Origin of the sequence: Roseibium sp. HPY-6, assembly GCF_040530035.1 — a bacterium.
GTDB lineage: Bacteria > Pseudomonadota > Alphaproteobacteria > Rhizobiales > Stappiaceae > Roseibium.
In genome coordinates, this window is sequence record NZ_JBEWCD010000002.1 from 2,849,670 (window position 1) to 2,875,780 (window position 26,111).

Annotated in this window: 26 protein-coding genes and 1 pseudogene; 7 read left to right on the forward strand and 20 right to left on the reverse strand. The window is 57.0% G+C overall.

Annotated features, from left to right (window positions below):
- Positions 1–16: 16 nt before the first annotated feature.
- From ABVF61_RS24145 to ABVF61_RS24210, 14 genes and pseudogenes are all read right to left on the reverse strand, one after another.
- Positions 17–265 carry a hypothetical protein gene (locus ABVF61_RS24145; protein WP_353996077.1) on the reverse strand — a complete coding sequence of 83 codons (249 nt, stop codon included), beginning with the start codon at positions 263–265 and terminating at the stop codon, positions 17–19.
- Positions 262–1,212 carry a sirohydrochlorin chelatase gene (locus ABVF61_RS24150; protein ID WP_353996078.1) on the reverse strand — a complete coding sequence of 317 codons (951 nt, stop codon included), beginning with the start codon at positions 1,210–1,212 and terminating at the stop codon, positions 262–264. The genes ABVF61_RS24145 and ABVF61_RS24150 overlap by 4 nt, the downstream gene beginning before the upstream one ends.
- Positions 1,169–2,701: a cytochrome D1 domain-containing protein gene (locus tag ABVF61_RS24155; RefSeq protein ID WP_353996079.1), complete on the reverse strand. Its 1,533-nt coding sequence runs from the start codon at positions 2,699–2,701 to the stop codon at positions 1,169–1,171. The genes ABVF61_RS24150 and ABVF61_RS24155 overlap by 44 nt, the downstream gene beginning before the upstream one ends.
- A complete protein-coding gene (gene nirJ / locus ABVF61_RS24160; protein ID WP_353996080.1) occupies positions 2,676–3,896 on the reverse strand; it encodes a heme d1 biosynthesis radical SAM protein NirJ in 1,221 nt (406 codons plus the stop codon). Before nirJ ends, ABVF61_RS24155 begins: the two co-directional genes overlap by 26 nt.
- 3 nt (positions 3,897–3,899) lie before the next feature.
- Positions 3,900–4,388, reverse strand: coding sequence for a siroheme decarboxylase subunit beta (gene ahbB / locus ABVF61_RS24165; RefSeq protein WP_353996081.1), 489 nt, complete (start codon positions 4,386–4,388; stop codon positions 3,900–3,902).
- The gene (locus ABVF61_RS24170) at positions 4,385–4,840 is read right to left on the reverse strand and encodes an Lrp/AsnC family transcriptional regulator (protein ID WP_353996082.1); all 456 of its coding nucleotides are present in this window, start codon (positions 4,838–4,840) and stop codon (positions 4,385–4,387) included. The genes ahbB (ABVF61_RS24165) and ABVF61_RS24170 overlap by 4 nt, the downstream gene beginning before the upstream one ends.
- Positions 4,837–5,826, reverse strand: a complete 990-nt coding sequence (gene ahbB, locus ABVF61_RS24175; RefSeq protein WP_353996083.1) for a siroheme decarboxylase subunit beta — start codon at positions 5,824–5,826, stop codon at positions 4,837–4,839. Before ahbB (ABVF61_RS24175) ends, ABVF61_RS24170 begins: the two co-directional genes overlap by 4 nt.
- A gap of 3 nt (positions 5,827–5,829) precedes the next feature.
- Positions 5,830–6,993 carry a cytochrome D1 domain-containing protein gene (locus ABVF61_RS24180; protein ID WP_353996084.1) on the reverse strand — a complete coding sequence of 388 codons (1,164 nt, stop codon included), beginning with the start codon at positions 6,991–6,993 and terminating at the stop codon, positions 5,830–5,832.
- Complete coding sequence (locus ABVF61_RS24185; RefSeq protein ID WP_353996085.1) at positions 6,990–7,295, reverse strand: c-type cytochrome; 306 nt, start codon at positions 7,293–7,295, stop codon at positions 6,990–6,992. Before ABVF61_RS24185 ends, ABVF61_RS24180 begins: the two co-directional genes overlap by 4 nt.
- Positions 7,288–8,082, reverse strand: a complete 795-nt coding sequence (gene cobA / locus ABVF61_RS24190; RefSeq protein ID WP_353996086.1) for a uroporphyrinogen-III C-methyltransferase — start codon at positions 8,080–8,082, stop codon at positions 7,288–7,290. Before cobA ends, ABVF61_RS24185 begins: the two co-directional genes overlap by 8 nt.
- A gap of 116 nt (positions 8,083–8,198) precedes the next feature.
- Entirely contained in the window at positions 8,199–8,621 is a 423-nt protein-coding gene (locus ABVF61_RS24195) for a cupredoxin domain-containing protein (RefSeq protein WP_353996087.1), read from the reverse strand.
- 55 nt (positions 8,622–8,676) lie between these two features.
- Entirely contained in the window at positions 8,677–9,855 is a 1,179-nt protein-coding gene (locus tag ABVF61_RS24200) for an ethylbenzene dehydrogenase-related protein (RefSeq protein WP_353996487.1), read from the reverse strand.
- 66 nt (positions 9,856–9,921) lie between these two features.
- Positions 9,922–10,413 (reverse strand): annotated as a pseudogene (locus ABVF61_RS24205) (NapC/NirT family cytochrome c); the annotation flags it as partial.
- 242 nt (positions 10,414–10,655) lie between these two features.
- Positions 10,656–12,332, reverse strand: coding sequence for a cytochrome D1 domain-containing protein (locus ABVF61_RS24210; protein ID WP_353996088.1), 1,677 nt, complete (start codon positions 12,330–12,332; stop codon positions 10,656–10,658).
- Between the two features lie 219 nt (positions 12,333–12,551).
- Between ABVF61_RS24210 and ABVF61_RS24215 the strand changes: the two genes are divergently transcribed.
- From ABVF61_RS24215 to ABVF61_RS24240, 6 genes are read left to right on the forward strand one after another with little or no spacing between them, the layout of a single operon-like run.
- Entirely contained in the window at positions 12,552–13,004 is a 453-nt protein-coding gene (locus ABVF61_RS24215) for a c-type cytochrome (RefSeq protein ID WP_353996089.1), read from the forward strand.
- A 23-nt stretch (positions 13,005–13,027) separates the two neighbouring features.
- Complete coding sequence (locus ABVF61_RS24220; RefSeq protein WP_353996090.1) at positions 13,028–14,398, forward strand: cbb3-type cytochrome c oxidase subunit I; 1,371 nt, start codon at positions 13,028–13,030, stop codon at positions 14,396–14,398.
- A gap of 5 nt (positions 14,399–14,403) precedes the next feature.
- Positions 14,404–15,213 (forward strand): CbbQ/NirQ/NorQ/GpvN family protein, encoded by an 810-nt coding sequence (locus ABVF61_RS24225; RefSeq protein WP_502950015.1) that lies wholly within the window; start codon positions 14,404–14,406, stop codon positions 15,211–15,213.
- Between the two features lie 10 nt (positions 15,214–15,223).
- Positions 15,224–17,161, forward strand: coding sequence for a nitric oxide reductase activation protein NorD (locus tag ABVF61_RS24230; RefSeq protein WP_353996092.1), 1,938 nt, complete (start codon positions 15,224–15,226; stop codon positions 17,159–17,161).
- A 4-nt stretch (positions 17,162–17,165) separates the two neighbouring features.
- Positions 17,166–17,729, forward strand: a complete 564-nt coding sequence (locus ABVF61_RS24235) for a cytochrome c oxidase subunit 3 (protein ID WP_353996093.1) — start codon at positions 17,166–17,168, stop codon at positions 17,727–17,729.
- A gap of 7 nt (positions 17,730–17,736) precedes the next feature.
- Complete coding sequence (locus ABVF61_RS24240) at positions 17,737–18,009, forward strand: hypothetical protein (protein WP_353996094.1); 273 nt, start codon at positions 17,737–17,739, stop codon at positions 18,007–18,009.
- Here ABVF61_RS24240 and ABVF61_RS24245 read toward each other — a convergent pair.
- From ABVF61_RS24245 to ABVF61_RS24265, 5 genes are all read right to left on the reverse strand, one after another.
- Positions 17,999–18,559 (reverse strand): DUF4202 domain-containing protein, encoded by a 561-nt coding sequence (locus ABVF61_RS24245; protein WP_353996095.1) that lies wholly within the window; start codon positions 18,557–18,559, stop codon positions 17,999–18,001. The genes ABVF61_RS24240 and ABVF61_RS24245 overlap by 11 nt on opposite strands.
- Before the next feature lie 2 nt (positions 18,560–18,561).
- Positions 18,562–19,263: a Crp/Fnr family transcriptional regulator gene (locus ABVF61_RS24250; protein ID WP_353996096.1), complete on the reverse strand. Its 702-nt coding sequence runs from the start codon at positions 19,261–19,263 to the stop codon at positions 18,562–18,564.
- 403 nt (positions 19,264–19,666) lie between these two features.
- On the reverse strand, positions 19,667–20,524 hold the full coding sequence (locus ABVF61_RS24255) for a hypothetical protein (protein WP_353996097.1): 858 nt from the start codon (positions 20,522–20,524) through the stop codon (positions 19,667–19,669).
- 632 nt (positions 20,525–21,156) lie between these two features.
- A complete protein-coding gene (locus tag ABVF61_RS24260) occupies positions 21,157–22,557 on the reverse strand; it encodes a M20 family metallopeptidase (RefSeq protein ID WP_353996098.1) in 1,401 nt (466 codons plus the stop codon).
- A gap of 28 nt (positions 22,558–22,585) precedes the next feature.
- Positions 22,586–23,545 carry a M14 family metallopeptidase gene (locus tag ABVF61_RS24265; RefSeq protein WP_353996099.1) on the reverse strand — a complete coding sequence of 320 codons (960 nt, stop codon included), beginning with the start codon at positions 23,543–23,545 and terminating at the stop codon, positions 22,586–22,588.
- A 46-nt stretch (positions 23,546–23,591) separates the two neighbouring features.
- Here ABVF61_RS24265 and ABVF61_RS24270 point away from each other — a divergent pair, with 46 nt between their 5' ends.
- Positions 23,592–25,130: a M81 family metallopeptidase gene (locus ABVF61_RS24270; RefSeq protein ID WP_353996100.1), complete on the forward strand. Its 1,539-nt coding sequence runs from the start codon at positions 23,592–23,594 to the stop codon at positions 25,128–25,130.
- Here the strand turns inward: ABVF61_RS24270 and ABVF61_RS24275 are convergent.
- On the reverse strand, positions 25,127–26,038 hold the full coding sequence (locus ABVF61_RS24275; RefSeq protein WP_353996101.1) for a LysR family transcriptional regulator: 912 nt from the start codon (positions 26,036–26,038) through the stop codon (positions 25,127–25,129). The genes ABVF61_RS24270 and ABVF61_RS24275 overlap by 4 nt on opposite strands.
- Positions 26,039–26,111 lie beyond the last annotated feature (73 nt).

Genomic DNA, 26,111 nt, shown 5'->3' on the forward strand with positions numbered 1-26,111 from the left:
TTGGGTACTTCGAGTGTCAGTCCGGATGCGATTTGCCGTCAGCCTCATCCATCAATCCACGCACCCATCTGGCAGCCCACCAAGCGGCAGGAACTCCGAGAGGAATGCTGAACCAGATAGCCGCAACCGGTAAAATCGCGGGCAACCCAAGCGAAATGCCAATCAGACCAAGCAGGAACAGATTGATCGCCACCGCCGCCGCCGTGAATGGGTAGAGCAGCAAAGCGAGTTTTCGTATGGACCAGTTGTTCTCTATGTCTGTCATGCTGCTTGTCTCTTTTTTCCCGAGACGCGCGTTTGTAATTTTTCCAAAAGCGATGCGGCGAAGCTAAAACCTGAAAATATGGGTCGTTGAGAGCACTCGCATTGCCCTGAGGTTTCACCGCAAGGAATTTTCGTGAATGCCTGTGGAGCATCAACCGCATCGGAACAACCATCTGACGCGGTATGCTGCAGACTGAGCGGGTCGAAATTTTCCCTCCCAAGGCGGGCGGTTGTCAGACTATGGGCAATCAGTTCCGCAACGAAGTCGGCTTCGCCGATAGCCGGCAGGAGAACGCCTTTGTACCCGCCCTCGGCGAGGGCATTCGGAATGTCTTCCGTCAAATGGGATCCCGTTCCTGCCAAAAACGGCAATAAAAGCGTTCTGGGTGTGCTCACTCGCGCGACGAGGGACAGCGATGGCTCCTGAGCCAGGAAACCCGTGTGGATCTTTTTCTTGAAAGGCATCAGGCCGCGCAAACGCTTCGCGAAATAAAGGGCGCAGTCTGATGCGGCTGAGCCCGTCTCCGAGCCGTGCGCCGCGATCATGATATTGCAGGAATTCAGCGACCAGCCTCGCTGTTCGGCTTCCCACTTGAGTATCTTCAGTGTTCGGTGCGGAAGTCCCGGGTGAAGGCCAAGCGGTTTGAGTTGGTGAACCCTAACCGCGCCAATCCGGTCCGGCAGCGCTTGTTTTGTGAACCAGCCGTCGGCCATGAATACAGGATAGACAAAGGGCTCGGCATTGCAGGAACCAAGTTCCCGTTCAAGGTTTCCCGAGGCCGCAAGCGTTGCAGACCGTATCTTCCAACCTGGCAGAAGCGAGCCGACTTTCGAAGCGAGTTGCTGCAATTGCCACTCTCCGGCCGCGGGGCTGGAGGGCTGACCGTGCGAGACGATCAGGGCCTCAGTGACTGGTACCTTCAGAGAAGGTGATCTTGTTCCAGACATTGTATTTTCCTGAAGGTTTTCGCATCGGCAGACGCCGTATTTCTTCCAAGGTTTTCGCGTCATAGACGATCACCGCACCGTCTTCCTCCCAGATGGAGACGAGGGCGTGCCGACCGTCACGCGTAAACTCGACATGGGCGACGGTCGCACCTTCTTCGGCCCGGAGCGTTTTGATGATCTCCAGGCTGTCCTTGTCGATGATATGCATGACGTCCTTGTTCGGTCCGAAAAAGACATCGACCCAGACGTAGGGCGAGTTTTCGTGACTGCGCATGAAGAAACCCGGTCCAAGCGTTTCGATCCGTTTGACTGTTTTCCAAGTCTTCATATCGATCACGGATACAGCGCCATCCTTAAGGTGCGGGGTCGCCATCACCGTCGTGTCGCCGTGTTTCCAGGTGATCCCGGAGCCGAGATGCGGCATTCCGGGCAAATCAAGATCTGCCGTCTTTTGACCTATGACCAGATCGATGACCTGCCCACCATCGCCGCTGCGCGAAGCGCCCATGATGTACTCGTAACTCTGATCAAAGAAAAAATCGTCCAGATAGTCCGGCGTTGTGATTTTTCTTACGGGAAACGGGTCGCTGTGGGGCGCGGGACCTTCAATGCGCCAGTCATGGGCGAAGCCGTAGTGCGGCGGGTTTTCGCCGTAGAAGACTTCCCAGATCTCCGGAACATCCTTGAGCGCCAGAACGAAGCTTTCGCGCGGTGGGGCCTGATAGACCGCTGATATCCGGCTTGGGGTTCCGTCTTTGCCCTTGATTTGCTTGACCTGCGAAACGCTGAGGTCTTCGGTCGAAAGGATCGTAAGCGTGTTCGGAAGATAGTTAGCCACAGCGATCCAGTTGCCGTCGTGGCTCATCGCAATGTTCCGGCTGTTGAGGCCCGCACGGATGCGACCCACTTCCTGCAAGGAATAGAGATCGTATTTTTGCACCCAGCCATCGCGTGACATGATGAAAACAAATCGTCCATTCGGACTGAATTTCGGTCCACCATGGACTGCAAAGGGCGTCGGGAAACGGTCGAGTGTCTCGAAGGTATCACCGTCCAGAACGCTGACGTGGTGGTCACCGGTTTCGACTACGAGTGTGATGTTCAGCGGATCGGATGACCAAGCGGGCTCCTCCACCGGTTTGTAGTCCTCATTGAGTTCCCGGCTTGCCATGATTTCTTCAGCACCCCAGGGCGGGACGTCGGCAAGCGGCTCCTTCAGGAAAGCGGAAAGGGCTTCAATCTGCTCTTCGCTCATCTGTTCGCCGAAAGCCGGCATTTGCGTCGCCTCGCGGCCGTCGCGGATAACTGACATCAGGTTGGGTCCACGCATCCGGCCGAGCGTTTGCGGGATAAGGGCCGGCCCGATCCCGCCCAGTCGGTTGACGCCGTGGCATTCCTGGCAGTTATCCGCGTAATCTCGCACCGGGTCCGCCAACGGTGCAGAGACAGCCACGAGGAGAGCGCTAAGCGAAACGATGAGCCGGGTCATGGCGTTTTCCTCTGAAAGGGGTCACGGTCAGACGCTCATAGCCGTCATCGGAGAGCCCGATTTCATTGTCATCGAGATAACAGGCCGGGTCTTCCGCCCAGGGGTCGCCGGTCAGTTGCAGCGCACGAATACGAGTGTTCCCGCCGCAAACGTCCTGCAGCGCACAGGCGCCGCAACGGCCCTTAAGAGGTCTTGGACGCGTTCGGAGCTGCGCCAGGATCGGATCGTCGCCTGTCCAGAGTTTGGAAAAAGCGTCGGTTTTCACACTGCCGACCGTGTAATCCGACCAATATGTGTCCGGGTGCACATTGCCGAGCGTGTCGATGTTGGCAACACCAAGACCCGATGAATTCCCGCCCCAGGCAACAAGGTGCTCGCGGACGTGTTCCGCTTTGGTATCGCCGAATCTCCGGCGCAACCAGTTCAGGAAATAGACTGCATCTGCATCGTTGTTGCCGGTTACGATATCAAGTTCGCGCCCGCCGCTTACGCCGGTCCAGGCGCGTTCGAGAAGCAAATCCATAGCCCAACGGGAGCGTTTGTGTTCCGCGTCCTCACTGCGGTTCTTGTCGCCGCGTCCTGCGTAAACGAGGTGCGAGAGGTAGAACTTGTCGACGCCCTCGGCATCACACAGTCTGAGAAGATCCGGCAGATGCTTGTGGTTTGCCTGGGTCAGGGTGAAACGGAGCCCAACCTTGATGCCCCGTGCCTTGCACTCTCTGACACCGCGCAGGGCTTGCTTGTAAGCTCCTTCAACGCCCCGGAACCAGTCGTTGGTCGCGCCAATGCCGTCGATAGAGATGCCGACATAGTCGAAGCCGATTTCCGCGACTTTGTCAGCCATTTCACCATAGAGTTTCGTGCCGTTGGTTGAGAGCGCGAGCATGCGCACGAGATCGCGGGCGCGTGTGGCAATGTCGAAGAGATCGCGCCGGTCCAACGGTTCACCGCCTGACAGGATGAGTGCCGGGACCCCGAACTCACCAAGGTCTTCAAGTGTTGCCATGGCCTGCGCGTGGGTGAGTTCACCCGGGAAATCCACATCCGCGGAGACCGTATAGCAATGCCGGCATCTGAGGTTGCATCGGCGAGTCAGGTTCCAGATCACGACGGGCTTCACTGCGCTGCTGCGCCCGCGTGTTCTGGGAGCCGTCGGGTTGATGATCTGTTTCATGTATTCTGTCAGCCGAAACATGGTTCACCCTTTCTGACCGCGCAGCCGCATGCCCGTTTTCTTCAAGATGCGGGTTGAGAACAGGATGTCGCTCGCCCGGCAAGCATCGCCGAGAAGTTCGGCAACACGATCCCTTTTGGCGTGAACTTCGTCACGGCTGGCTCCGTGGACCATCGCGAAGAGATTGTAGGGCCACATCGGCAGAGCCCGAGGGCGCCGGTAACAGTGCGTCACGAAGGGCAGGGCACCGATTTTGTCACCAAGATCGTCAACCAGGCTGTCGTCGACATCCCAAACGGTCATGCCGTTGGCAGTCATGCCAAGCCGGTAGTGATTGGGCGCCGCACCGATGCGCCGGATGACGCCGTTTTTCTTGAAATTTTCCAGGCGTTCCAGCAGCTCCGGTTCAGCAATCCCGAGCGTTTCGGCAACAACGGTATAGGGCTGAAGCACAAGCGGCAGACCGGCCTGCGTCGCTTCAATGATAGCCCTGTCTTTTGGGTCCAGTGTCATGCGTTTACCCGAAAGCCGACGAAGAACTCGCGCTTCTTTGGAAACATCAGCACTTCCAGGCCTGTGTCGTGCTCGATTTCCCTGGCCGTTCTGATGATGTCGCCGCGTGTTTCTGTTGCCATTACGAACCACATGTTGAGCGCGTGATCCCGTTGATAGTTATGCGCGACCTCCGCATGGGCATTGACTTTGGTTAAGACGTCTTCGAAACGATCTTCAGGAACCGACATTGCGCAGAGACAAAAAGCTCCGCCGAGCGCCTCGGCATCGAAGAAAGGGCCAAACCGGGTAAGCAGGCCGTCGTCCCTGAGCTGTCGAACCTTGTCGACGACCTCCTGTTCGGTGAGACCGAGCTCCTCGGCAACACTGGCGAAAGGCCGCTGGGTGAGGGGCAGGTCGTCCTGCAGGCGGTTTATCAATCTACGGTCCAGATCGGAAAGTTCCTGGCTCATGCCGCTGCTCCCTGTCTCGAAATCATCGCCCCGGTCTGCTTGAAGCAGCGGTTCGAAAAAAGAATCCTGTAGGGAACATCTGCCAGCTCAGGCAGGAGTGATGCCTGTGTCAGCGTCTCAACGGCTTTTGTCCGGGTCTGCGCATGGATCATGCAATAGAGCCGGTAGGGCCAGACGTGCTCGATGGGACTGCGCTCGTAACAAAGGGTCACGCCCGGATGCGCAGCGAGTGCCGGACCGGCTTCGTCTATCCGCTCGGACGTTATGTCCCAGACCACCATTGCATTGGAGCGCCAGCCGAGTGCGCGATGGCGCACGATCACCCCAAGCCGCGAAATGATACCCGCGTCTTGCAACACGGCAATGCGGTCGAGAACGTGCTCTTCCGACCAGTTGAGCATTTCCGCGATCTCAAGGTAGGGTCGCTCGGTCAACGGCATGCCGGAAGTGAGCGCCTGCAGGAGATCGTTGTCACCCTCCTGCAGGAGCTCCTTCCGGACCGGCCGGGGCGCGAGTGGCCGGTCCATCTCTCCGTTCAGTCGAAATCCCAGATCGACATTGAACGGTCTGACAAGGGGAAGATCGAGTACGCGTAATCCGGTCTGTCTCTCGATGTCTCCAAGAACCTTGTCGACGTGCTGTCTGTCGGGACCCGTTGCGACGAACCACAGGTTCCAGCGGTTTTCCCGCTCATAGGAATGGTTGACACCGGGCTGAGCACCAACAAGTTCGGCAATGCTTTCTAGCCTCTCTGCGGGTGCTGCAAGAGCAGCAAGAGTGCTCGCCGATACGCTGTTGGGAGCACAGGTAGCACCAACGCGCGTGATGCGGCCGGACGCGCTCAGTTTCCTGAGCCGCTCAAGTATCTCGGCTTCTGCACAAGACAACTCCCGGCCGATCTCGGCAAAGGGACGCGGTATGATGGGAAGATCACGCTGCCAGTTATCCAGCAGTCTGAGATCGATGGGATTGCCGATCCATTCCATGGCTCAAAGTCCCATCTTGTGAGCACGTGAGGTGAAAAAGATGCCGGATGGGCTTTCCGCGTCGATCTCCCCCCGTTTTTCAAAAGTTCTCGTGTCGTAAATGATAACCTTTCCGGCATCGCGTACAGACACCCAGACCTCGTGACCTCGCGGCGTGAACTCCATGTGGAGGACGGCCTTCCCCGGTTTGAATTCGTGAACAACGTTCTTGCCCACAGTGTCGATCACCTGGATCGTGTCGTTGAGCGGATGCGCAAAATTGACCCAAACCTGCCGACCATCCGGGCGCGCCATCGCAAAAACAGGTTGTCCGTAAGTATCGGTTCGTCCGGTCTCGGAAAGGGTCTGCGCGTCGATCCAAAGGACCTGGTGGTGTCCAACGGCAGGAAGTACGAATTCGCGGCCTGCGCGCGCCCAGCCCTCAAGATGGGGCATCTTGTAGACCGGCAAATCCTTCTGGCCGCGGCCATATTCAGGCAGGACGCGGATCGGGCGCGGCTCCGGATCCCACATATCAATCGCCGTCAATCCATCCTCTCCGAAAAGGCCGGTGATATAGAGACGCCCGTCATCGGTGATCAGCGCGTCGTAAGGATTGGTGCCGATGTCTTCAATCCTGGTGACGATAGGATCTCTGGATGAAAGGTCCGCGATCCAGGTCGCGCCGTCATCCCAAAGCGAGAACACGAACTTTCGCCCAGGCGCGTCCACAAGACCGATCGTTTTTGACCCCGTCGGAATATCGGCGACAAGCTCCAGCGTGTCGGCGTCGAAGATCCTTACGCCGCCCGGTTCGTAGTTCGAAACCGCAACGAGACGTCCATCATCGGAGATGGCGCCGCCGATGGCATTGCCAGACTGAACAATACGCCCGACAATCTTCCGTGTTGTGATGTCGACCTTCGTGAGGCCGCCGTCGCGTCCGAAGACGTAGGCGAATCTCTGGTCGGGTGAGTAAACAAGACTAGCGTGGGAAAGGTCACCGAGACCCTCGATCCTGGCGAGTGCGGCACGCTCGGACTGGTCGATGAGGAGAAGCGACCCGCTTGCGCGCTCCACCACCAGACCCAGGTCACCTGTGGCGTGTATTGTTTCTGCCTTAGGCGTGGGGGCAACCACCAGACTTGTCACGGCGAAAGCCAGAAAGAAATGCTTGAGAATGTTCATTTCAATTCTCCTTTCAGCAGGTATTCGGCTATTCGTTTTGCGTCTTTCTCACTCATGATCGGACGCCATGGCGGCATGGCCGTCTCCGGAATGCCGTCCAGAACCACAATGGAAAGAGTTTCGATGTCGTACTGGGTGAGCGAGTGCGGCGTGATGTCCGGACCAAGGCCACCTTTCAAGTTGAGGCCATGACACGACCCGCAGTCCTGATGAACGAGATTGATGAGTTTCCCGACAGGGCTCAATTCTTCGCCCACCGCCGGCGAGCAAAACAGCAGTAAGAGTGCAAGCAGCCTAAACATGGGCTCGCTGCCTGGCTGTGCATGGATCTGTGACAACCATTTGGTCCGAACCGAACACAGACCACTCGGCACTGAGCGTTACGACCTTGCCTATGACAAAGAGCACGGGCGCCTTCAGACCTGCATCGCGCATATCGAGCGCAACGCGGCCCAGCTTTGAGAACAGTTTGGTTTCCCGAGGAGTGGTTGCTTCGGCGATTGCCATGACCGGCGTGTCGTCACTCAAGCCTTCGGCAACCAGCCGCATGGCGATCTGGCCAATACTCGCAACGCCCATGTAAACGACCAGCGTTGTCTGTTCGCAGGCGAGGCTCTTCCAGTCCAGGTCGAGCGATCCATTGGCCTGACGGTGACCGGTGACATAGCGCACGCCGGTTGCAAGTCCGCGATGTGTCAGCGGAACACCACTAACGCACGCAGCGCCCTGTGCGGCCGTGATGCCGGGCGCATACTCTACGTCGATACCGTGCGCCGTCAGATGAGCCGCCTCTTCCGATCCGCGGCCGAAAATGAGGGGATCGCCACCTTTGAGTCGTGCGACGGTCAGGCCGTCTTCAGCAAATGCGCGGAGGATTTCATTGATCTTGCCTTGCGGCACCGGATGATTTTCCGGCGACTTGCCTACCGGTACCAACTGCGCGCCGGCCGGCGCCAGAGCCAGAATTTCAGCAGATACGAGACGGTCGTAGACCACAACATCTGCAGCCTGCAGCATGCGTACCGATTTGAGCGTCAGCAGTTCAGGATCGCCTGGCCCGGCTCCGATGAGAAAGACTTTTCCCGTCATGAAAGACCTCGTTTCCCCGGAAGTTTGATGGCCTATGGTCACTTATTTCGCACACGCCCTGCTTGACTATTGTCAAGGGTCACTTTTCTTTTTGAGTGCGAAAAAACAATTGAAAGTCAGGGTGTTACGGTCACCCGTCCGATCATTTCCTGCGTTTCCCAATGAGGGCCGCACAGATAGGTCTGCGGTGGACCTGCAGTGAGGAACGTGAACTCGAAGTGTTCTTTAGGAAAGAGCCGGTCCGATTCCGGAATGCCTTCGTCTTTCAGCACGACGCTGTGGCTGGTTCGCTTGTCCACATTCACCCAGTGGACAGTCGTGCCGACCGGCACGCTCAGGTCTTCCGGACAAAATTTGTACTTGTACATCGTCACGACAGTGACGCCTTCCGCATCCGACGACGGTTGTCCAAACAGGTCGACGTAGCGTTCCTCCGCTTCCGCGCAAATTAAAGCGGTGTCGTCGTCGGCTGCTACTGTGGAACATGCGATTGCCATTGAAAGCAGGGCAGCAGAAAGACAGAACGAATTCAGAGACATACGATTTCTCCCTCGTTATCGAAAAGGGCGGCCGTTTTACGGGCCGCCCTGCTTGCTACTGTTTGATTGCGTTGATCTGTGCCGCGTCATCATCGAGCGCGAGACTTGTATCGAGCGTCACGTGGTGGAACCGTGCCGCGGCATAGTCGTCGTGGATGGCAAAGCCCACGGTGTAGGTTTTGCCGGGCTCCAGCGGAACATCTCCAGGTGCGCCGGAAGCAAGCGGCCTTGAGAAAACCACCGTCCAGACACCGCCCGACAGGTTGGCCTCAGCCGAGATATCACCGCCATTTGCGACCCTGCGCTCAAGCAGATATCCGTTGGAGGCAGACCCGTCGGCATAGATCCTGAGCAGATCAAGGAAGGTGCCGTTTGCTAGAAGCTCGTCTATCTCTTCAGCCGGTTTCAACTTGTCCCAGCCACCCTGAGCTTTGCCACGTCTGCCCTTGACCTCAACCTTGGTCCGGCTTTCGGTCAGATATTTTGTGATCGTTTCCTTGGCCTCGAGCTGGCTGGCAACGTCCGCGTTTGCGGCAATAGCGTCCGCTCCCGGGTCGAAGGGCATGTAGGTATTGTCTGCGTGGCATGAGGACCAGCATCCGGTAGTCTCACCCATCTCGATGCCTGTACCGGTTATCATCATGGCGACCTTGATCTGGTTGTCCGGGTCCATCTTGCCGCCGTCGACGAACGGTGCCGGATTGTGACCAGCATCAGGCCACTGGATCCGCACATGAAGATTTTCATCGTCATGGGCCGCCTGGATGCTCGCGGCGATGGTGCCGCGTTTGCCGGGTATCGGTGTCGGCTCGATCTCGCCACCGGCCACAATCTTGGTGCCGATTGTTTCCACTTCCTTCGCGTGACAGGTCGTGCAGGCATCACCTCCCTTGGTGAGCGGACGCGCACCGCCGTGGGTTTTGCCGTTCTGAACCCATTCGAAGGACGCCTGTCCCGGATAAAAGAGCGTGAGGTCGGTCACAGGCACCGCTGCCCAGTCGACGTTGGACGCAACATCACCAGCAGCACCTCCGGTGGCAGCCGGTTCGCTGGCAGAAGAACCGTCGGCTTTTGCGCGTTCTTCGGCAAGCGCACTCTCCACAGCTGCCTGAATCTGAGCCAGGACAGCCTCTTGCTGCGATTTTTGGGCAGCCTTTGCAGCGGCAGATTGTTCGGCTTCCAGGGCTTCCACCCTGGCAAGGCTTGCAAGATATTCCTGAGGAATTTCACGCATGAAACCGGGATGCGGGGCTTCGAGCTCTTCCAGATAGTCCTCTTCCGCCCGGTCACGCAGATCGGAGTGCGCGATGCCCTTGTGGCAGTCGATACAGGTCTGACCGCTGGACATGGCGTTCATATGCTGTTGGCGCGCACGTGGTTGCTGAAACTCCGGCATCATGGATTCGAAATCGTGACAATTCCGGCACTCGCGAGAATCGTTGGCCTTCATGCGCTCCCATTCGTTCATGGCGAGCTGAAGCCGTTTTGCTTCGAATTTTTCCGGCGTGTTGATGGTGCCGACGACCTTGCCGTAAAGTTCCTTGGTTGCCTGGACCTTGCGGATGATCTTGTGTGTCCAGTCTTTCGGCACGTGGCAGTCGGAGCATGTGGCACCGACACCTGAGCGGTTCACGTCGTGTATCGTGCCTTTGTATTCTTCATAGACGTAATCGCGCATCTCATGACAGGAGATGCAGAATTGCTTGGTGTTGGTGGCCTCCATTGCGGTGTTGAAACCACCCCAGAAGATGATGCCGGCAACAAACACGGCTGCAGCGCCACCAATGGGCATTCCCCAAAGAAAATATCTGCGCCAGATCGGTTTTTTCTTGTCACCTTGGCTGCTCTCACTCATGTCCAGGCTCCAAATTTAATGATATTGCGGACCCTTGCCGGTTGATCCGCCGACAATCGCATTCAGGATGAGGGGAGCGTTTCCACTGTTCCGGGCAACGTCCCGTCGAAGCAGTCCCGACGCCGCTGGAAAGGAGAAGGGCAGGTGCTCTACCCGCCCTTCCATCTTGTGTCTTCACATCAGGTGACGTGGTTCGAACGGTTGTAGACGTTGAATTTGCCGGTCGGAGCGTAGAGCCCTTTGACCCGCGCCTTTTCTTCCAGCGTTTTGGAATCAAAGATCACGATTTCACCATTCGGTTCCAGCGAAGTTGCCCGGTTCCACTTGGACACCCAGACTTCAGATCCGTCCTGGTTGAACTCGATATGGACGGCGACGTTACCTTCTTCTTCGGTAATCTGGATCGTTTCCACGATCTCGCCTGTTTCCTTCGAAATAACCTGAACGGATTGCTGGACTTCCGGTTCCGGATGCTTGGTCTGGTCGGCCCAGATATAGTCCGAATTGGGGTGTGTCCGGATGAAGAGGCCGGCACCGTCGGTTTCAACCTCGTAGCAGACTTTCCACGCCTGATCGGGATGTCCTTCCGGATCATTGCCCCAGACCGTCACAGTGCCTTCGCCAAGGTGTGTCGTACCTCCGACCGGACCACAATTGGGATCATCCCAGTTTGCGCCCGGGCCGGGGTGAGGCAGTGCTGCCGTATCGATCATCGCTTCCAGTTTGTGCGTTTGCGTATCGACCACAACCATCTTGTTCGATGCATTCGCGGCGATCTGGAAATAGCGGCCGGTCGGATCAAAGAAACCGTCGTGAAGGAACTTTGCAGAGTCGATCTTGTCGATGCGAAGGTTTTCGAGATCGGTATAGTCGACCTGCCAGAGCTGTCCGAGCTCCTTGACCGCAACGATCCAGGTTGGCTCGTTTGGCGTCGTATAGATGGCGGCCACGCGGCTTTCTTCCACGTATTCACCGTCGACATTTACACCGCGGGTTGAAACGACCTTCTTCGGCTCCATCGTTTCGGCATCAACGATGGCGAAGTGCGGCGGCCAGTATCCGCCACCAATGACGTATTTTCCGTCACCGGAAACGGCAACATCACGTGCGTCGTAGGCGATCTTCACTTCAGCGACCAGCATGTTCTCCGGGTTCTGCCAGAGGTCAATCTTGGTCATCTTGCCGTCGCGGCCCATCGTGTACCAGAAACGGCCTGGGTGTTCGGGTTCGGTAACCGAGTGGTGCTCGGAGGCCTTCAACACGTGGACAGCATACCCGGTTGGGATATGCGCCAGCACTTCCTTGGTGTCACCGTCGACAACAGCAACCTTGCCCACGTCACGTTCGATGACGACAAAGAAGTTTTCCCAGTTCCGTCCGTGCAGCGGCTCGGTCGGATAGTCTTCTCGTTCGACATAGACCTTGCGGGTCGCTTCCATCTGCGCCAGGGACATCTCCGGGGGTGTCGGCGCTTCCATCATGATGTAAGTCGCCATGTCCTTGATTTCTTGCTCGGTCATGATGTCCGAGAAGTTGTTCATACCGCCTTCTGTGCCCCAGGAGATGATCTTCTCAAGCCGTTCCTGGCCAAGTTGCAGCGTGCCGCCAGTAGTGACGGTGCCGTCAGCTGCTGTCTTTTTCCATTCCGGCTCAAGATTCTTTCCGGTCGCACCTTTGCGCAGGACACCGTGGCACCCCGCGCATCTTTCGAAGTAGAGCTGCTTGGAACTTTCAAAGGCCTCCTCGCTCAAGGTTGGACCTTCAGCAAAGGCAGGCGCTGTAACGCTGCCCAACAGCAGCGTCAGACAGGTCGCTAACGCGTAACCCGACCCTTTTCTCTTCCTTGGATGTGACATTCTCCAAACTCCAAATGCAGGTGAGGCATTCGCGAGTTTGCGCAAAGACCACTGAGGTTCCTTGACTTTCGTTAAGAGGAAGACGCGGGAACAGCCGAAGACTTCGCCTTGAAATGCACAACGCCTGTCACGCCGCCCCGAGCTTGACTTTGGTTAAGGAAACACGGCCGCGCGCTGTCACCTTCAACAAGACGATCAACTCGGGGAAAGGAGCGCGTAATGCGCGAAGTCATGACCAAAAGCATGGCCCGAAACATTTTTTATGGCGGGTCACTCTTCTTCATCATCATCTTCCTGGGACTGTCGATCCACAGTCACCTCTACATTACCGGGACGTCGACAAATCACGCGGGCATCACCGAAAGCGTGGCAGCGGGCAAACGCGTCTGGGAAGACAAGGCCTGCATCAATTGTCATACGATCCTGGGTGAGGGCGCTTACTTTGCGCCTGAGGTCGGCAATGTGATGACCCGCTGGGGCGTGCTGGACGATCCGGACGCGGCTTTCGAAACGCTGAAAGGCTGGATGGAATCCATGCCGACCGGCATCGAAGGGCGCAGGCAGATGCCCAACTTCAATTTGACCGACGAGGAAATCCGCGACCTCGCGAACTTCCTGATCTGGACCGACAAGATCGACGCCCAGGACTGGCCGCCGAACGATGCCGGCTGATCCGAAAGCATGAGGATTGAAAAATGAAATACGAATCTCAAAAGGTCGCCATGGCGTATTTCGCCGTCGCCCTGGCTCTTTTTGCCATCCAGGTACTCGGCGGATTGCTTGCGGGCTATGTCTATGTCCAGCCGAACTTCCTGTCTGAGCTCTTGCCCTTCAACATCATTCGCATGCTACACACCAACAGCCTGATCGTGTGGCTGCTGCTCGGCTTCTTCGGAGCCGCGTTCTTCCTCATTCCCGAGGAAGCAGAACGTGAGCTTCATTCGCCGAAACTGGCTTACCTGCAACTCGCGATTCTCGTCTTGGGAACGCTTGGCGCGGTGCTCACCTATGTATTCAACCTCTTTGAAGGCAATTTTCTGCTCGGCAAGGAAGGCAGGGAGTTTATCGAGCAACCCAAATGGGTGAAGGCCGGCATTGTCGTGGCTGCATTGATGTTCCTCTACAACGTCACAATGACGGTCCTGAAAGGCAAGAAAACCGCAATCTCCAACATTCTTTTGCTGGGTCTGTGGGGGTTGGCACTGCTGTTTCTTTTCAGCTTCTACAATCCGAGCAACCTGTCGCTCGACAAACAGTACTGGTGGTACATCGTTCACCTATGGGTTGAAGGCGTCTGGGAACTGATCATGGCCTCCATTCTGGCCTACCTGATGCTGAAGCTCACCGGCGTCGACCGAGAAGTTGTTGAGAAATGGCTTTATGTCATCGTGGCGGCCGCACTGTTTTCAGGCATCCTTGGAACCGGTCACCACTATTACTGGATCGGCACGCCCGGCTATTGGCAGTGGATCGGTTCGATATTCTCAGCGCTCGAGGTTGTTCCGTTCTTCGCGATGATGGCCTTTGCCTTCGTGATGGTCTGGAAGGGCCGGCGGGATCACCCGAACAAGGCTGCCCTGCTGTGGTCACTCGGCTGCGCGACACTCGCCTTCTTTGGTGCAGGCGTCTGGGGCTTCCTGCACACGCTGCACGGTGTGAACTACTACACCCACGGCACCCAGATTACCGCTGCGCACGGCCACCTGGCATTCTTCGGAGCCTATGTTTCACTGAACCTTGCGATCATAACCTACGCCCTGCCGATCCTGCGTGGACGTGATCCCTACAATCAGGTGCTCAACATGGCATCGTTCTGGTTGATGGCGGGGGGAATGACCTTCATGACATTCGTCCTGACCTTTGCCGGAACAATTCAAACTCACCTGCAACGGGTAAATGGCGAGTACTTCATGGACGTTCAGGACCAGATCGCCCTGTTCTACTGGATGCGATTCGGTGCTGGAGCGGTCTTCGTGATCGGTGCGCTGCTCTTCATCTACGCAGTCGCGGTGCCCAAACGCGAAATCATCGAGCCCGGTGAAGCCGCCAACGTTCCTGCGGAGTGAACATGATGGAAGGTTCCATATCCTTGAACAAAGGGGCGGCAGCCGCCCCTTTCTATCTCTCTCAGGGTGATGAGTGCACGGTGTTCGATGCCGCCTACAAGAACGGATTGCCGGTTCTTCTGAAAGGGCCGACCGGTTGCGGCAAGACGCGCTTTGTCGCCCATATGTCTGCCAGCCTGGGGCGCAAGCTCTATACCGTTGCCTGCCACGACGACCTGTCCGCCGCGGACCTGATCGGCCGCTATCTGCTGAAGGGCGGCGAAACAGTATGGGTGGACGGTCCGCTCACACGGGCGGTCCGGGAAGGAGCGATCTGTTATCTCGACGAGGTTGTTGAGGCGCGCAAGGACGTCACGGTGGTCCTGCACCCGCTGACAGACGACCGCAGGACGCTTCCCATTGACCGAACCGGGGAAGAGCTTGCAGCTGCCCCCGGCTTCATGCTGGTTGCCTCCTATAATCCCGGATACCAGAACATCCTGAAGACACTGAAACCATCTACCCGCCAGCGCTTTGTATCGCTTGAATTCGATTTTCCTTCTGTTGATCTTGAGGTTGAGATTGTTGCTGAAGAGAGTGGCCTCGATCGTGACCGCGTGCTGGCACTCGTTCGCCTGGCAGGCAAACTGAGAGCGCTCAAAGGACAAGATTTGGAAGAAGGCGTTTCGACCCGCCTTGTTGTTTATGCCGCAACGCTGGTAGCGCAGGGCATGGCGGTGGAAAGGGCCGTTCTGGCCGCGATGATCGAACCCCTGACGGATGACGAAGACGTCAAACGCGGGCTCCAAGATCTTGTCACGGTCGTGTTTGGGTGAGGCCAGACCGATGGGCAAGATCGACTTCGAGCCATGGGAACCCGAAGAAACAGTCGGGAAACTGTGGCACGCATTTGCAAGCCGCCTGGATGCACCCGAGGTGCATCATGGAGCCGCGGTCGGCCTTTCTGAGGTCGGCGGGCGGCTTGCTGTGCTTTTCCGGGGGCTGGGCGGATGCCACAGTGTGGACATTCGCCCGGTCTCCGAAGAAGTCTCCCGGCACCGCCTCGGTTTTTTGAGACGGCTCGGCACTGAAGCGGAACACGTGCCGCAAGCGAGTTTCGATGGAGAAACGCTTCGGCTTCCGGAAAAACTGGCCGTTTTCCCGCTTCGGGAAGCCAATGCCGCACTCTATGTCTGGCTCACGGCCATGGCAGCGCACACGCCTGAGCATCACCGGGAAGACGACAAGTTGCGTGCAGACCTGCGCGCCTTGCAGAACGTCGGCAGGACCGTTCAGCGCACCTTGGACGCAGCACCGGGGCTTCGCCTCCTTTATTCCGAATTGCGCCGCGGTGCACTGCTGCAGCGAAAGACGGTTTCCTTGCCGAAAGTTGAAGACCGCGTTGAAAAACTGGTCCGGCACATGCTTGGTGACCCGGCAGATCTTTCTTCAGATGTTGAAAACCTCAAGGAAGCGCTTTGGAACAATGACTTGTCGTCTTTTGCCGCACCTGGAAACTATCAGCCCTTCCGTCCTGTTCCGGTCTGGCCGCGTCTGCGGGATGTCGTGTTTTCGAGCGAAGACGCGGTCGAAAACCGGGATACGGATGGCACACCGGAAGAGGCGACCGGGAAGACGGTTCGCGCAAGACGGCGTAAGGCCGAGCAGGCGGAACGCAAGGACAGCCTCATTCTGCACAAGTTCGAAGCGATCCTGAGCTGGACCGAATTCCTTAATCTTAACCGCAGGGTTGATGACGACGACAACGACAATGCCAAAAAAGCGGCAGAAGACCAGGATGAAATCGGTCTTGGGCAGATCTCCAAAGCGCCCGCGACGCGACTGAAATTGCATCTGGACCTGGCGCCCGAGGATGTCGACAGGGAAAACCTCTCCGGCAAGATCCTCTATCCGGAGTGGGACACGCGCACCGGCAAGTATCTACCTGATCATGTGTGCGTGCTTACCAGCGTTGCAGACGCTGACCCCGCTCAGGACATCATCGCAATGGACCCCAAGGCCGCGCGGCGCATTCGGGCCGTCAAGCGACAGTTCGAGGCAATGAGACCGGGCCGGGTCACAACGCGCGGACACCTTGAAGGCGATGCGCTGGATATGGATGCTGCCGTTAGGTCCGAAGTCGATCGGATCGCCGGTGGCAGCGGCAACGAACGGATCTGGCTGCAGACTCGGCCGGAGGCACGGGACCTTGCGGTTTCCATTCTGCTTGACATCTCCCGCTCAACGGAGAGTGCAGTCACGGGTCGCCCGGTTATCGATATCGAGCGGGAGGCTCTCACGGCTCTTGCTTGGGGTTTGAATGCCTGCGGCGATGACTTCGCCATCTCGGCGTTTTCGTCGCTCAAGAGAAACCGTGTCTATCTGCAAAGCTGCAAGCAATTCGACGAACCGATGTCTCTTGTCGTCGAGCACCGCATCAGCGGATTGAAGCCAGGCTTCTACACGCGGCTTGGAGCGGCGATGCGCCATGCATCCCATGAGTTGGAAAGCCAGTCCCGCAAGCGCAAGCTCCTGCTCGTGATCACCGACGGCAAGCCGAATGATCTGGATCACTATGAAGGCAGGCACGGAATTGAGGACACGCGAATGGCCGTGCGGGAAGCGCGCCGCGCCGGGCAGGCCGTATTTGGCGTCACCATCGACAAGTCGGCAAAATCCTGGTTCCCGCGACTGTTCGGGCAGGGCGGTTTCGCGCTGATCCCGCATCCCGACAAACTGACCCAGGCCTTGCCGCAGATTTACCGTCAACTTGTCGGGGGATAAACGAATGTCTGCCGGAGAAAGCGCGCCCGCAAGCGCACTCGATGAGCTTCCCGGCGATCTCATGATGTGGGTCCTGATCGTCAGCGAACTTCTGGTTTTCGGTGCCGGACTGGCGGCGTTTCTGGGTGTAAGGATCACGGATCCGACCGGCTTTGCAGCCGCTCGGCTTCACCTTCATCCGACCCTTGCCGGGGTAAACACCATTGTTCTGATCACCAGCGGGTTTTTCGCGGCCCGTGCGCTTGATCTCGTCAAGGACAACATAATAGCGCCGGCACGGTGGAACCTTTTCTTCGCGATGCTGCTCGGGTCAGTCTTTCTGGCGATCAAATTCTACGAATACGCCGATGTTGCAGGGCAGGGCATTTCGACGGAAACCCACCCGTTCTTCACCTTCTACTACCTCTTGACCGGCTTTCACGCGTTGCACGTGGTGGCGGGCATGATCATCCTGGCTCTGGTCATCTGGAAAACGGCGATACGCAATGTCGAGGTCGGAACAACCTTCTGGCACATGGTGGATCTTGTCTGGGTTCTGCTGTTTCCGGTGATCTACCTGCTGGCGTGAGAACGACATGAGCTTCAACGCAACGACACGAGCTTTGTTCAACTTGCTACTTCTGAGCGGTGCATCGGTGCTTGTCGCTTCAGGCGCAGCGGGAACGCTCGACGCAGCGGCGACCGGGATACTCGTGCTGATCTTGGCCTGGATGAAGGCGCGCGTTGTGCTGTCGCGTTACCTTGGTCTCTGGCAGGCACCGGTCTGGCTAACCGGCTTCAATTGGGCGCTCGGGCTGTTCTGCCTACTTTTGTTGGGCCTGTTTCTGATCCCGGAAATCAGGACTTGAATGCCGCCGCGAGTTGTTCGGGAAGTTCAAACTCGTTCAGGACCCAGGACCGACCGTCATCCGACATCTTTTTCGCTGTTTTCTGGACGATACCGAGCACCTTCTCCTCGGGATGCTTGGCAGCGAAGGCCGTGAAATAGTAACGGAGAAACACAAAGCAGATCACGTTTTCCAGCGCCTGGACATCCTCATGGCGCTTGATACCTTCCTTGCGCAGCATACGTTCGGCGGCTTCTATTGATGGGCTGTCATAGCCCGCTTCGGCCATAATCGTGCCAACCCGTTCGGCGTGGTGCTTGGCAAGGTCGCGACGCCAGGCGTGGTAGCCGGTTCGACCTTGCGGGTAGGTGTCACGCGGCAGGATCCAACGTTCGATATGCTGGCCACGTGCGGCTATTTTGAGGGCGTCCGGAGCGTCAGGGTAAAGGCGTCCCAATTCGGAACTCATGCGTTGTCCATAGAGCAGAGCGGCGGGCTGCCCGTTTTCGAGCGTCGGATCGGCAGTATTCGCTTCGTCTATGGCATCAAGAGCTTTTTGGAGTTGCACCATTTTTACTTATGCCAGCTTTCTACGGGGTCGACTTCGGAGAACTCACGCAGATGTTCTATGTCGTCAATTGCCGCATGATTGCGATTAATTTGGACACCGACACCTTTCAGCTTTGAAAAGGAGCGCGACAGGCTCTCAGGTTTCATTCCAAGTCGTCCCGCAATCAGGAATTTGTCATAGGGTAATGTCACGACACACCCGCCAGCGTCTTTTTCGCACAGATCCAGCAAAAATTCTGCAACACGTTGTGGTCCTGTTTGTGCTTTGAGTTGCTCAAGCTGCGAGACGAGAGAATGCAGGTGTGCAAACGTCGAGGCAAGTACGGACACCGCAATATCGGGATCCTTCCGCATGGCTTCTAAGATTGCGGAACTTGGAATGCGCATGACTTCGCAGGCCGTTACTGCTTCTGCAGAAACAGGGTACGCGTGACCGCGGAAGGCGACCGCCTCACCAAAGCTCTCGCCCTTGGCAAACACGTTCACAACAGCCTCGCCGCCGTTCGGCGCGATCCTGTAAAGTTTCACCCAGCCTTCGGTCACGATATGAATGGCATGCGCCGTTTCGCCTTGCAGGAACAAGGTTTCACCTCGATCATATTCGCGCCAGCTTGACATGCTAAGAACCATGTCCTGGATATCTGGCGGAAAACTCTTGAGCAACAACGAGTTCTGCGCAATTTTCTTGCGGCGTTCGTTCGGCATCTTGATCTTGTCCAGATTCAGCAGCCTGAATCTGCTCCCTCCCAAATTCGTTGCTTAAATTAGCAGAAAGACAGAGCGCGCGTATTGCTCCTGATCAAATCTCGCTTCGAAAACCTGCTCATTTTTATCAATGATTTTTGTCGTGGCTCGATCCGTCAACCGGGTCTATGCGGTACGGGACGCCGTCTGGAGAATTTTCTATGCTTCGAATGCCGTCGCGGTCGGGTGTTCCAGTGACTGCCTGGATTTTGAGCCAATATTCACGACGAATGAACTGGGACGGTCTTTAGAGAGGCTGTGCAGCTGGCAATTTGGTGTCATTAAGCTGGTAGTATCCGCGAAACCTGTTTGGGCGCGCCCAGTCGTCAGCGGAAATTGCCTGAAGCGTTTATAAAGCTCACTATTAACCGCGCCGGTTCTCCAAGGGGCTATGGAGATCGTAAACTGACGGCAACTCAAGCGACATATGAGGGGCGATCCGGCTGGCCATTTCGTCATCGAGGACAATTAGAACCAGTTCCTCATCACCAGCCAAATACATTCTTTTCTGGGCCGCATGCTGATTGACGAGACTGCAAAGACGGTCAATGAAAGAGTGGTCAATCCATTTTCCGAGGGTATGAATTGTCCAGTCATAGCGCTGGTCGCGCGATACGAACTCGAGCCTCACATCAATTAGATCGTATTTCTCTTCCATCTCCTCGCTGGCTCGCACATCTTTGAGTTCTAACGCGCCATCGCTGATCCGGTCTGCCTCCCTCAAAAGATAACTGTACAGCGCTGCTTCCTCTTCGGTCTTCCAATAGTCGAAGAAAAGATGTGGCAAGCGACCGGGCGCTTCAAATTCGAAAGTGGTAAGGCCAATACGGTCCAAGCTGAATTCATTCAATGCACTTAGGAAATCGACAAATCGGACGTCAAAATCTGCCGGAAAGGCATCAGCGATAAATGCCTCAAATTTATTGATGTCAAAATCGTGCGGCAAAAGCTCCGCGCTTTGCGCAAGTGGCAACCACTCGTCCAGCATATTACGCAATTCTTGCGCAGAGGCTCTTTTGGGCGGTTCGAACCGATGCTCTTCAAAGTCGGGAAGCTGTTCCAATTCCTCCGCTCTTTCCCGGAACCCGCGATAAATCATCCAACCAATGGGCGCAGTTGCGATGACGCCGAGGAACCAGGGAAAGAGGCGGTCCAGCAATGTGTAGTCGCCCGGGTTTTGCTGGTGGGTTACCACGCTTTCCATATGAAGGTTGAAGGTCATAAGCCAAATGAACGCAACACCTGCGAACAGGAACAGCTGGTAGGCCCAGAACAGGTAAGACGCACTTTTTCGCCGTTTCACTTCTTCTTTTTCCTCGTTCTTAAGATGCTGCCCGGAATTCTGCTTTCCGAAACCAGGCCCTCAGGACTTCAGGCCGCTTTTTAGGCAGGCTCTATTTTGTGGCTCGGTCATTTGTGAGGCTGGTGAGGGGGCAGTTGTGTTGGGACTTTGTGTTGAGACGGTTAGCAAGAACAGTATTTGAAATGTTTATCCGGGGGACGTTGGATGAGCTTCATTATCCAAGTCAAAACGGTATGATTGTGTCCTGGCGCGACTTGTCGCTGCAAATGTGTCGCGCTGGCAATTTTGGCTCACGCAATTTGTTCGTCTCTCAGGCAGGTTTTTGCAATTCCAGTTCCGCTGCGTTTTGTCGGTTTCCTCAACGCGGTTTGGTATGAGACAGAATGCTCAAATGCTTGAGTCTTGCGACCAGATCGATTTAGGTTTTTTGAGAATGCTTCATGGTTTTGCCGCGCATGGGTAAAGCCGGCATCCGGGCGCAATTCTTTACTGATGTTCAACCCAAAAGCGCCTTCTAACCTCGTAACTTATTGACAACAAGCATCATTTGCTCATCCCGGGAAACCCTCTCCGAGGTCCCAGAAGAGACCGGTCATCATCTCAAGACCCTCTTTCATCAGGTGAGGCAATACATGTTCGTCCGGGGCGTGTTGGGAGCACCCGGTATAGCTGTGCGGAACCCAGATTGTCGGCATGCCGATGATGCTTAGAAACACGTCGTTCGGCAGAGAACCACCTGCATTCGGGATGACCGTGACGCTCTTGCCGGTGGTTCTTTCGATTGATCTGACAGCCCATTCAACGGCCGCATGATCCGGGTCGAGCCGCGACGCACGCAGCATCGACATGCGCGCAGGTTCAACGGTGATGCCCTCAAACCCTTCGTCTTTGAGATGCTGGCGTATCAGGGGCAGAAATGTATCGGGATCCGTGTCCACGACGAAACGGATCTGGCAGATGGCTTCGGCAAAGGGTGGAACTGCATTTTGCGGCTTGTCGGGGTCGCCTGTTATGAATGACAATACTTCGAAAGTGTTCCAGCCGAACACTTTTTCAGCACCGCTCAAACCCTGTTCACCCCACCAGGGATCAATGTCCGGATCGCCGGGCCCTGAGGTCACGGTCACTTTGGCGAGCGCATCGCGTACCGAGTTTTTGATGCTGTCCGGTTTCAGGCCGGGATGCAGGATCTCGCCATTGCGGCTCACGAGGGTCGTAAGCGCATGCATCAGCACGATTGCCGGATTGGCCAAAAGGCCGCCCCAGTTGCCGGAATGATGGCCTCCTTCGCGATACTCAAGCCTGAAACGGATATTCAACCCGCCGCGCGTTCCGAGCTTGATGTCGGGCCCATCCGTTGAAAAGCGCGGACCGTCGGACGCAAGCAGCAGATCGGCCGCCAGCATATCGCGATTGTCCCGGCAGAAGTCGGCAAGACCGGGCGAGCCCATTTCCTCCGCCGTTTCGATCAGGAACGTAACATTGTATCCAAGATTGCCGCGCGCTTCGATGACATGGCGCAGAGCCTCCATGTTAATTGTGTGCTGTGCTTTGTTGTCCGCCGTGCCGCGCCCGTACCAGCGCTCGCCTGAGGACGTTTGAGCTGCGACCAGCTGCCAAGGGTCGCGCCCCTCGCTCCATCGTCCGTCTTCGCCGGGCACGGTGTCGCCATGCCCGTAGCAAAAGAGGGTCGGAAGGGCAGGATCCTCCTGTCGCTTGGCCACCAGGAATGGCGCGCGCTCAAGCATTTTGTTGGGGTGAATGTCGACCGAAAAGCCCATTGTTTCGAAACGCTGGCGCATCAACTCGTCCAGGTACCGTCTCAGCTCATCCTTGTGCTGGTCTTCCCGGCTGGACGTTTTCACAGCTATCCTGTCCGCCAGTTCGGCCTGAAATCCGCCGTCTTTGAAAAACCGGGACACCGCATCGATTGCGGCCTCGCGCGTGGTCATGGTCGAATACCTCTGGTTTGTGTTCTGATCAGGTGTCTCGGCGAGCCAGTCTCACTGCTGTTTGTCCGCGCCACAAGCGTTTGGACGGCATCACCAGCATGAGATCATCCTCGGGTGTGACAACCGGAATTTCTCCGTCGTGGCCGAGCAGGGTGCCTTTCTTGGCAATGATTTCACCACCGGAGAAGTCTTGCGCAAAAACGAATGCTTCATTTTGGATTGTCACGGCTTCGACGACGGTAAACGCGGACTGAGGCGGCGGCGGGATGGTGAAGCGATCCAGTGCATCAGCTGAAAGCACGCCGGTCGCAACCAGGAACCGGATAGCTGCCTCTTCTGCCAGATCCCCGGCGGAAGCTTGCCAGTGTTGGCCGCACTCGATCAGCAGTGCGGTGTTCTTTTCACGCGGATCATCAAATGGGCCATAGTCCCGCATGCGCCGTCCCGCGGCGTGACCGGCATCGCCGACGACGCGTTCAGGCACACCAATGGCGGCCGCGAGCGCCTTGGCTCGAGCATGTCGACCCGACATCATGAGCGGGGGTGCCAGATGCTGCATGCTGTGAATGTCGAGGAGATAGTCGATTTCGGCCAGTGCTGGGCGAACCTCTCGCGCGCGCCGCAGTTCAACGCTGTCGCGTTCCCCTTCAAGCGTCGCGATGTCCCATACCCTGTTGAAATCCTCATCGATCCAGCGCGTCGCATTCGGGTCAAGCGGATCAAACGCATCGTAAGCGTCGATGTTCATGAACGCCAACGTCAGGGATCCACTTTCTGGCCTGGTGTCATTTTTCAACAACCTGTCTAGTGCGATCGCACCGCAGGGTTCGTTTCCATGAACGATCGCGCTGAGCATCACATTCGGCCCTGGTGCGCCGCTGTCGAACCGCCAGACATAGGGAATGCCGGAATTGCCGTCCTTGTAAGGGGAAAGATCGGGCGGAGCGAGTTCGACCGGGTATTCGTTGGGAATATTGATTTCGGACACGAGATCGTGCTCCTTTTCATGACGATCGGAACAGGGAGTGAGGCTGGTGCAGATACCCAAGGTTGCGCTGCTTGGAATGATTTTGGAATCGAACCGCTTCGCGCGGCCTGCAGGCGAAGATGATTTCCGTTCGCTGACATGGCTTGAAGGAGACGCGCTGCTGAACGAGGCGCGTTCGCCTGTACCCGCTCTTGCGTCCGAGTTTGCGGCTTTTGTCCGCGCGATGGATGCCACCGGGCCATGGCTGCCCGTACCGTGCACGCTGGCGGCCAGTCATCCGGCCGGGCCCGTCGAACGTGATGTGTTTGAAAAGGTGAGCGGTGAGATCATCGACCGGCTTCGCAAGGACGGCCCTTTCGATGCGGTCTATATCTGCAACCACGGTGCGATGGTCGCCGAACACAGCCACGATCCGGACGGAGATCTGATGGTTCTTGTGCGTGAGGCCGTGGGAAAAGAGCCGATTATCGTTACAACGCTCGATCTCCACGCGAACGTGTCTTTCAAGATGGTCGGAGCCTGTGATCTGATTGTCGGTTACCGAACCAACCCGCATGTGGACATGATCGAACGCGGGGAAGAAGCGGCCTTTTCGCTGAGACGCTGTCTTGCGGATGGAATTCGTCCGCAGGTCGCGCTCAAAAGACCACCCATCGTGCCATCGTCCGTGACCCTTCTGACAGCGGAAGTGCCCTATGGGGAGTTGATCGATTTTGGACAGCGGCGGCAGGCTGAACTCGGCGGCGCAGTCCTGAATGTCTCTGTATTCGGCAATTTCGTTTTTGCCGACACCCCTGACAATGGATTGAGTATCGTTGTGACGGCGCGCGAGGACCAGGCAATCGCGGAGAGCCTTGCTTCCGAAATCGCAGATCGGGCCTGGTCGATACGTGAAAAATTCTTGAGGACGCTGACACCTGTCGATGAGGCGGTGCGACTGGCAACGGAACCAAAACGAACGCCGGTTATCTTCTCGGATGCGGGCGATAACCCGGGTGGTGGCGGCTCGGGTCGCACGACGGAGTTGCTTGCCACCTTGCATTCCGCCGGTGCGGAAAATGTTCTTTTCGGATCGTTCTTCGACCCTGACCTTGCCGCTGAAGCCCATCGCCTGGGTGTTGGCGCAAGCTTCGCGGCTGTCTTCAACCGCAATGCGGGATCTGCAGTCTGGGAGAAGTGGGATCACAGGTTTGAAGTGCCAGCAAAAGTCCTCGCGCTTCATGACGGAAATGTCGTCGGCGAGCGCGGTATGACAAAGGGGCGGCAACTTCATCTCGGACCCTGCGCGGCGCTCGATCTTGGCGGGATACGCGCGGTTGTCATTTCCGATCGGGCTCAGACAGCTGATCCTGTGTTTTTTCACATGCTTGGCCTTAATGTCGGCGACGCCCGGTGTGTCGTCGTCAAGTCGCGTGGGCACTTTCGGGCCGGTTTCGCGAAGTGGTTTGCTCCGGAGCAAGTTTACGAGATTGATACGGCGGGCCTTACCAGCCCTGTGCTGGAACGGTGGCCGTTCAAGTTCATACCGCGCCCGAGTTTTCCGCTCGATCGTGACACTGTCTGGACAGATGCCGGGCACAGCTAAACGGTCTCCGAATATTCGTCCGGCGGTGTGGTGTTCTTGACATACTCCATGAATTGTCTCGCAAACTCGGAGGGCTGGCGCCCGGACGGCAAAACAAAGCTCGTGTGATACGTGATGGGAGCGTCGAACGGCCTTACTGAAATGTCCGGCATGCCGCCCGACAGGACCGGAAAAGGATTGAGCAAGGTGACGCCGAGGCCTTCGCGAACTAGTTCAAGCGCAGCCATGTTTGTTGCCGTTTCCGCCACTGTCCTTGGGCGAACCCCTGCGCGTGCGAAGACCTGTTCTGTAATCGCTCTTGTTCCGAGGCGGCGCAAAAACTCAACGAGTTCAACATCTTCCAGATCCGATGGGGAAACAATTTCCTTTTTCTCGAGCGGATGTCCGCTCGGCATAGCGCAGACAACATGAGACTTGCGCCATGGAATGAGCGTGACCCCCGTTCGCTGGATCATCGCGCTGGTGAGGCCAAGGTCGTAGCGCAGGTCGAGAATACCGGAGACGAGGACGTCGGTTGCCTGAATGTCCAGTTGAAGGTGTTTGCCTGGGTTCTGTTTCAAAAACGCGGCCACGCGCTTGATTACAAAATTATGCGCCAATGTCGGCGGCACGATCAGACGTAGCGGGTCCTCGTCTGCGGCAGCCCACTCGGCGCCTTCAATCAACGCCAGCGTTTCAAAGAGCGGATCAAGCTGCTCATTCAACCTGAGGGCAGCCGCAGTGGGTTCGATCTTGCCCGAGCTGCGCAGGAAGAGGTCGCGGCCGACCCGTTGCTCGAGTTGCCCCAGGGCCCGGCTGATGGACGATTGTGAGACACCAAGTCTGCGGGCCGCGCCTATGGTTGTTCCGGTTGTCACCAGCGCCCGCAGCGCTTCCATTTCTCTCAGTCGGTGTCGGGGTTCTGCCATTGAGAAGACTTCCGGCGCATCGGCTCAGGGCTGCGGTCTGGATTGCCCTATGCAAAAATGCATTAACTTTGAT

Bases quoted from the DNA above. Each gene is read 5' to 3' on its own strand.
- ABVF61_RS24145 (WP_353996077.1), bottom strand. From the start codon at position 265: ATGACAGACATAGAGAACAACTGGTCCATACGAAAACTCGCTTTGCTG.
- ABVF61_RS24150 (WP_353996078.1), bottom strand. From the start codon at position 1,212: ATGTCTGGAACAAGATCACCTTCTCTGAAGGTACCAGTCACTGAGGCC.
- ABVF61_RS24155 (WP_353996079.1), bottom strand. From the start codon at position 2,701: ATGACCCGGCTCATCGTTTCGCTTAGCGCTCTCCTCGTGGCTGTCTCT.
- nirJ (WP_353996080.1), bottom strand. From the start codon at position 3,896: ATGTTTCGGCTGACAGAATACATGAAACAGATCATCAACCCGACGGCT.
- ahbB (WP_353996081.1), bottom strand. From the start codon at position 4,388: ATGACACTGGACCCAAAAGACAGGGCTATCATTGAAGCGACGCAGGCC.
- ABVF61_RS24170 (WP_353996082.1), bottom strand. From the start codon at position 4,840: ATGAGCCAGGAACTTTCCGATCTGGACCGTAGATTGATAAACCGCCTG.
- ahbB (WP_353996083.1), bottom strand. From the start codon at position 5,826: ATGGAATGGATCGGCAATCCCATCGATCTCAGACTGCTGGATAACTGG.
- ABVF61_RS24180 (WP_353996084.1), bottom strand. From the start codon at position 6,993: ATGAACATTCTCAAGCATTTCTTTCTGGCTTTCGCCGTGACAAGTCTG.
- ABVF61_RS24185 (WP_353996085.1), bottom strand. From the start codon at position 7,295: ATGTTTAGGCTGCTTGCACTCTTACTGCTGTTTTGCTCGCCGGCGGTG.
- cobA (WP_353996086.1), bottom strand. From the start codon at position 8,082: ATGACGGGAAAAGTCTTTCTCATCGGAGCCGGGCCAGGCGATCCTGAA.
- ABVF61_RS24195 (WP_353996087.1), bottom strand. From the start codon at position 8,621: ATGTCTCTGAATTCGTTCTGTCTTTCTGCTGCCCTGCTTTCAATGGCA.
- ABVF61_RS24200 (WP_353996487.1), bottom strand. From the start codon at position 9,855: ATGCGTGAAATTCCTCAGGAATATCTTGCAAGCCTTGCCAGGGTGGAA.
- ABVF61_RS24210 (WP_353996088.1), bottom strand. From the start codon at position 12,332: ATGTCACATCCAAGGAAGAGAAAAGGGTCGGGTTACGCGTTAGCGACC.
- ABVF61_RS24215 (WP_353996089.1), top strand. From the start codon at position 12,552: ATGCGCGAAGTCATGACCAAAAGCATGGCCCGAAACATTTTTTATGGC.
- ABVF61_RS24220 (WP_353996090.1), top strand. From the start codon at position 13,028: ATGAAATACGAATCTCAAAAGGTCGCCATGGCGTATTTCGCCGTCGCC.
- ABVF61_RS24225 (WP_502950015.1), top strand. From the start codon at position 14,404: ATGGAAGGTTCCATATCCTTGAACAAAGGGGCGGCAGCCGCCCCTTTC.
- ABVF61_RS24230 (WP_353996092.1), top strand. From the start codon at position 15,224: ATGGGCAAGATCGACTTCGAGCCATGGGAACCCGAAGAAACAGTCGGG.
- ABVF61_RS24235 (WP_353996093.1), top strand. From the start codon at position 17,166: ATGTCTGCCGGAGAAAGCGCGCCCGCAAGCGCACTCGATGAGCTTCCC.
- ABVF61_RS24240 (WP_353996094.1), top strand. From the start codon at position 17,737: ATGAGCTTCAACGCAACGACACGAGCTTTGTTCAACTTGCTACTTCTG.
- ABVF61_RS24245 (WP_353996095.1), bottom strand. From the start codon at position 18,559: ATGGTGCAACTCCAAAAAGCTCTTGATGCCATAGACGAAGCGAATACT.
- ABVF61_RS24250 (WP_353996096.1), bottom strand. From the start codon at position 19,263: ATGCCGAACGAACGCCGCAAGAAAATTGCGCAGAACTCGTTGTTGCTC.
- ABVF61_RS24255 (WP_353996097.1), bottom strand. From the start codon at position 20,524: ATGACCTTCAACCTTCATATGGAAAGCGTGGTAACCCACCAGCAAAAC.
- ABVF61_RS24260 (WP_353996098.1), bottom strand. From the start codon at position 22,557: ATGACCACGCGCGAGGCCGCAATCGATGCGGTGTCCCGGTTTTTCAAA.
- ABVF61_RS24275 (WP_353996101.1), bottom strand. From the start codon at position 26,038: ATGGCAGAACCCCGACACCGACTGAGAGAAATGGAAGCGCTGCGGGCG.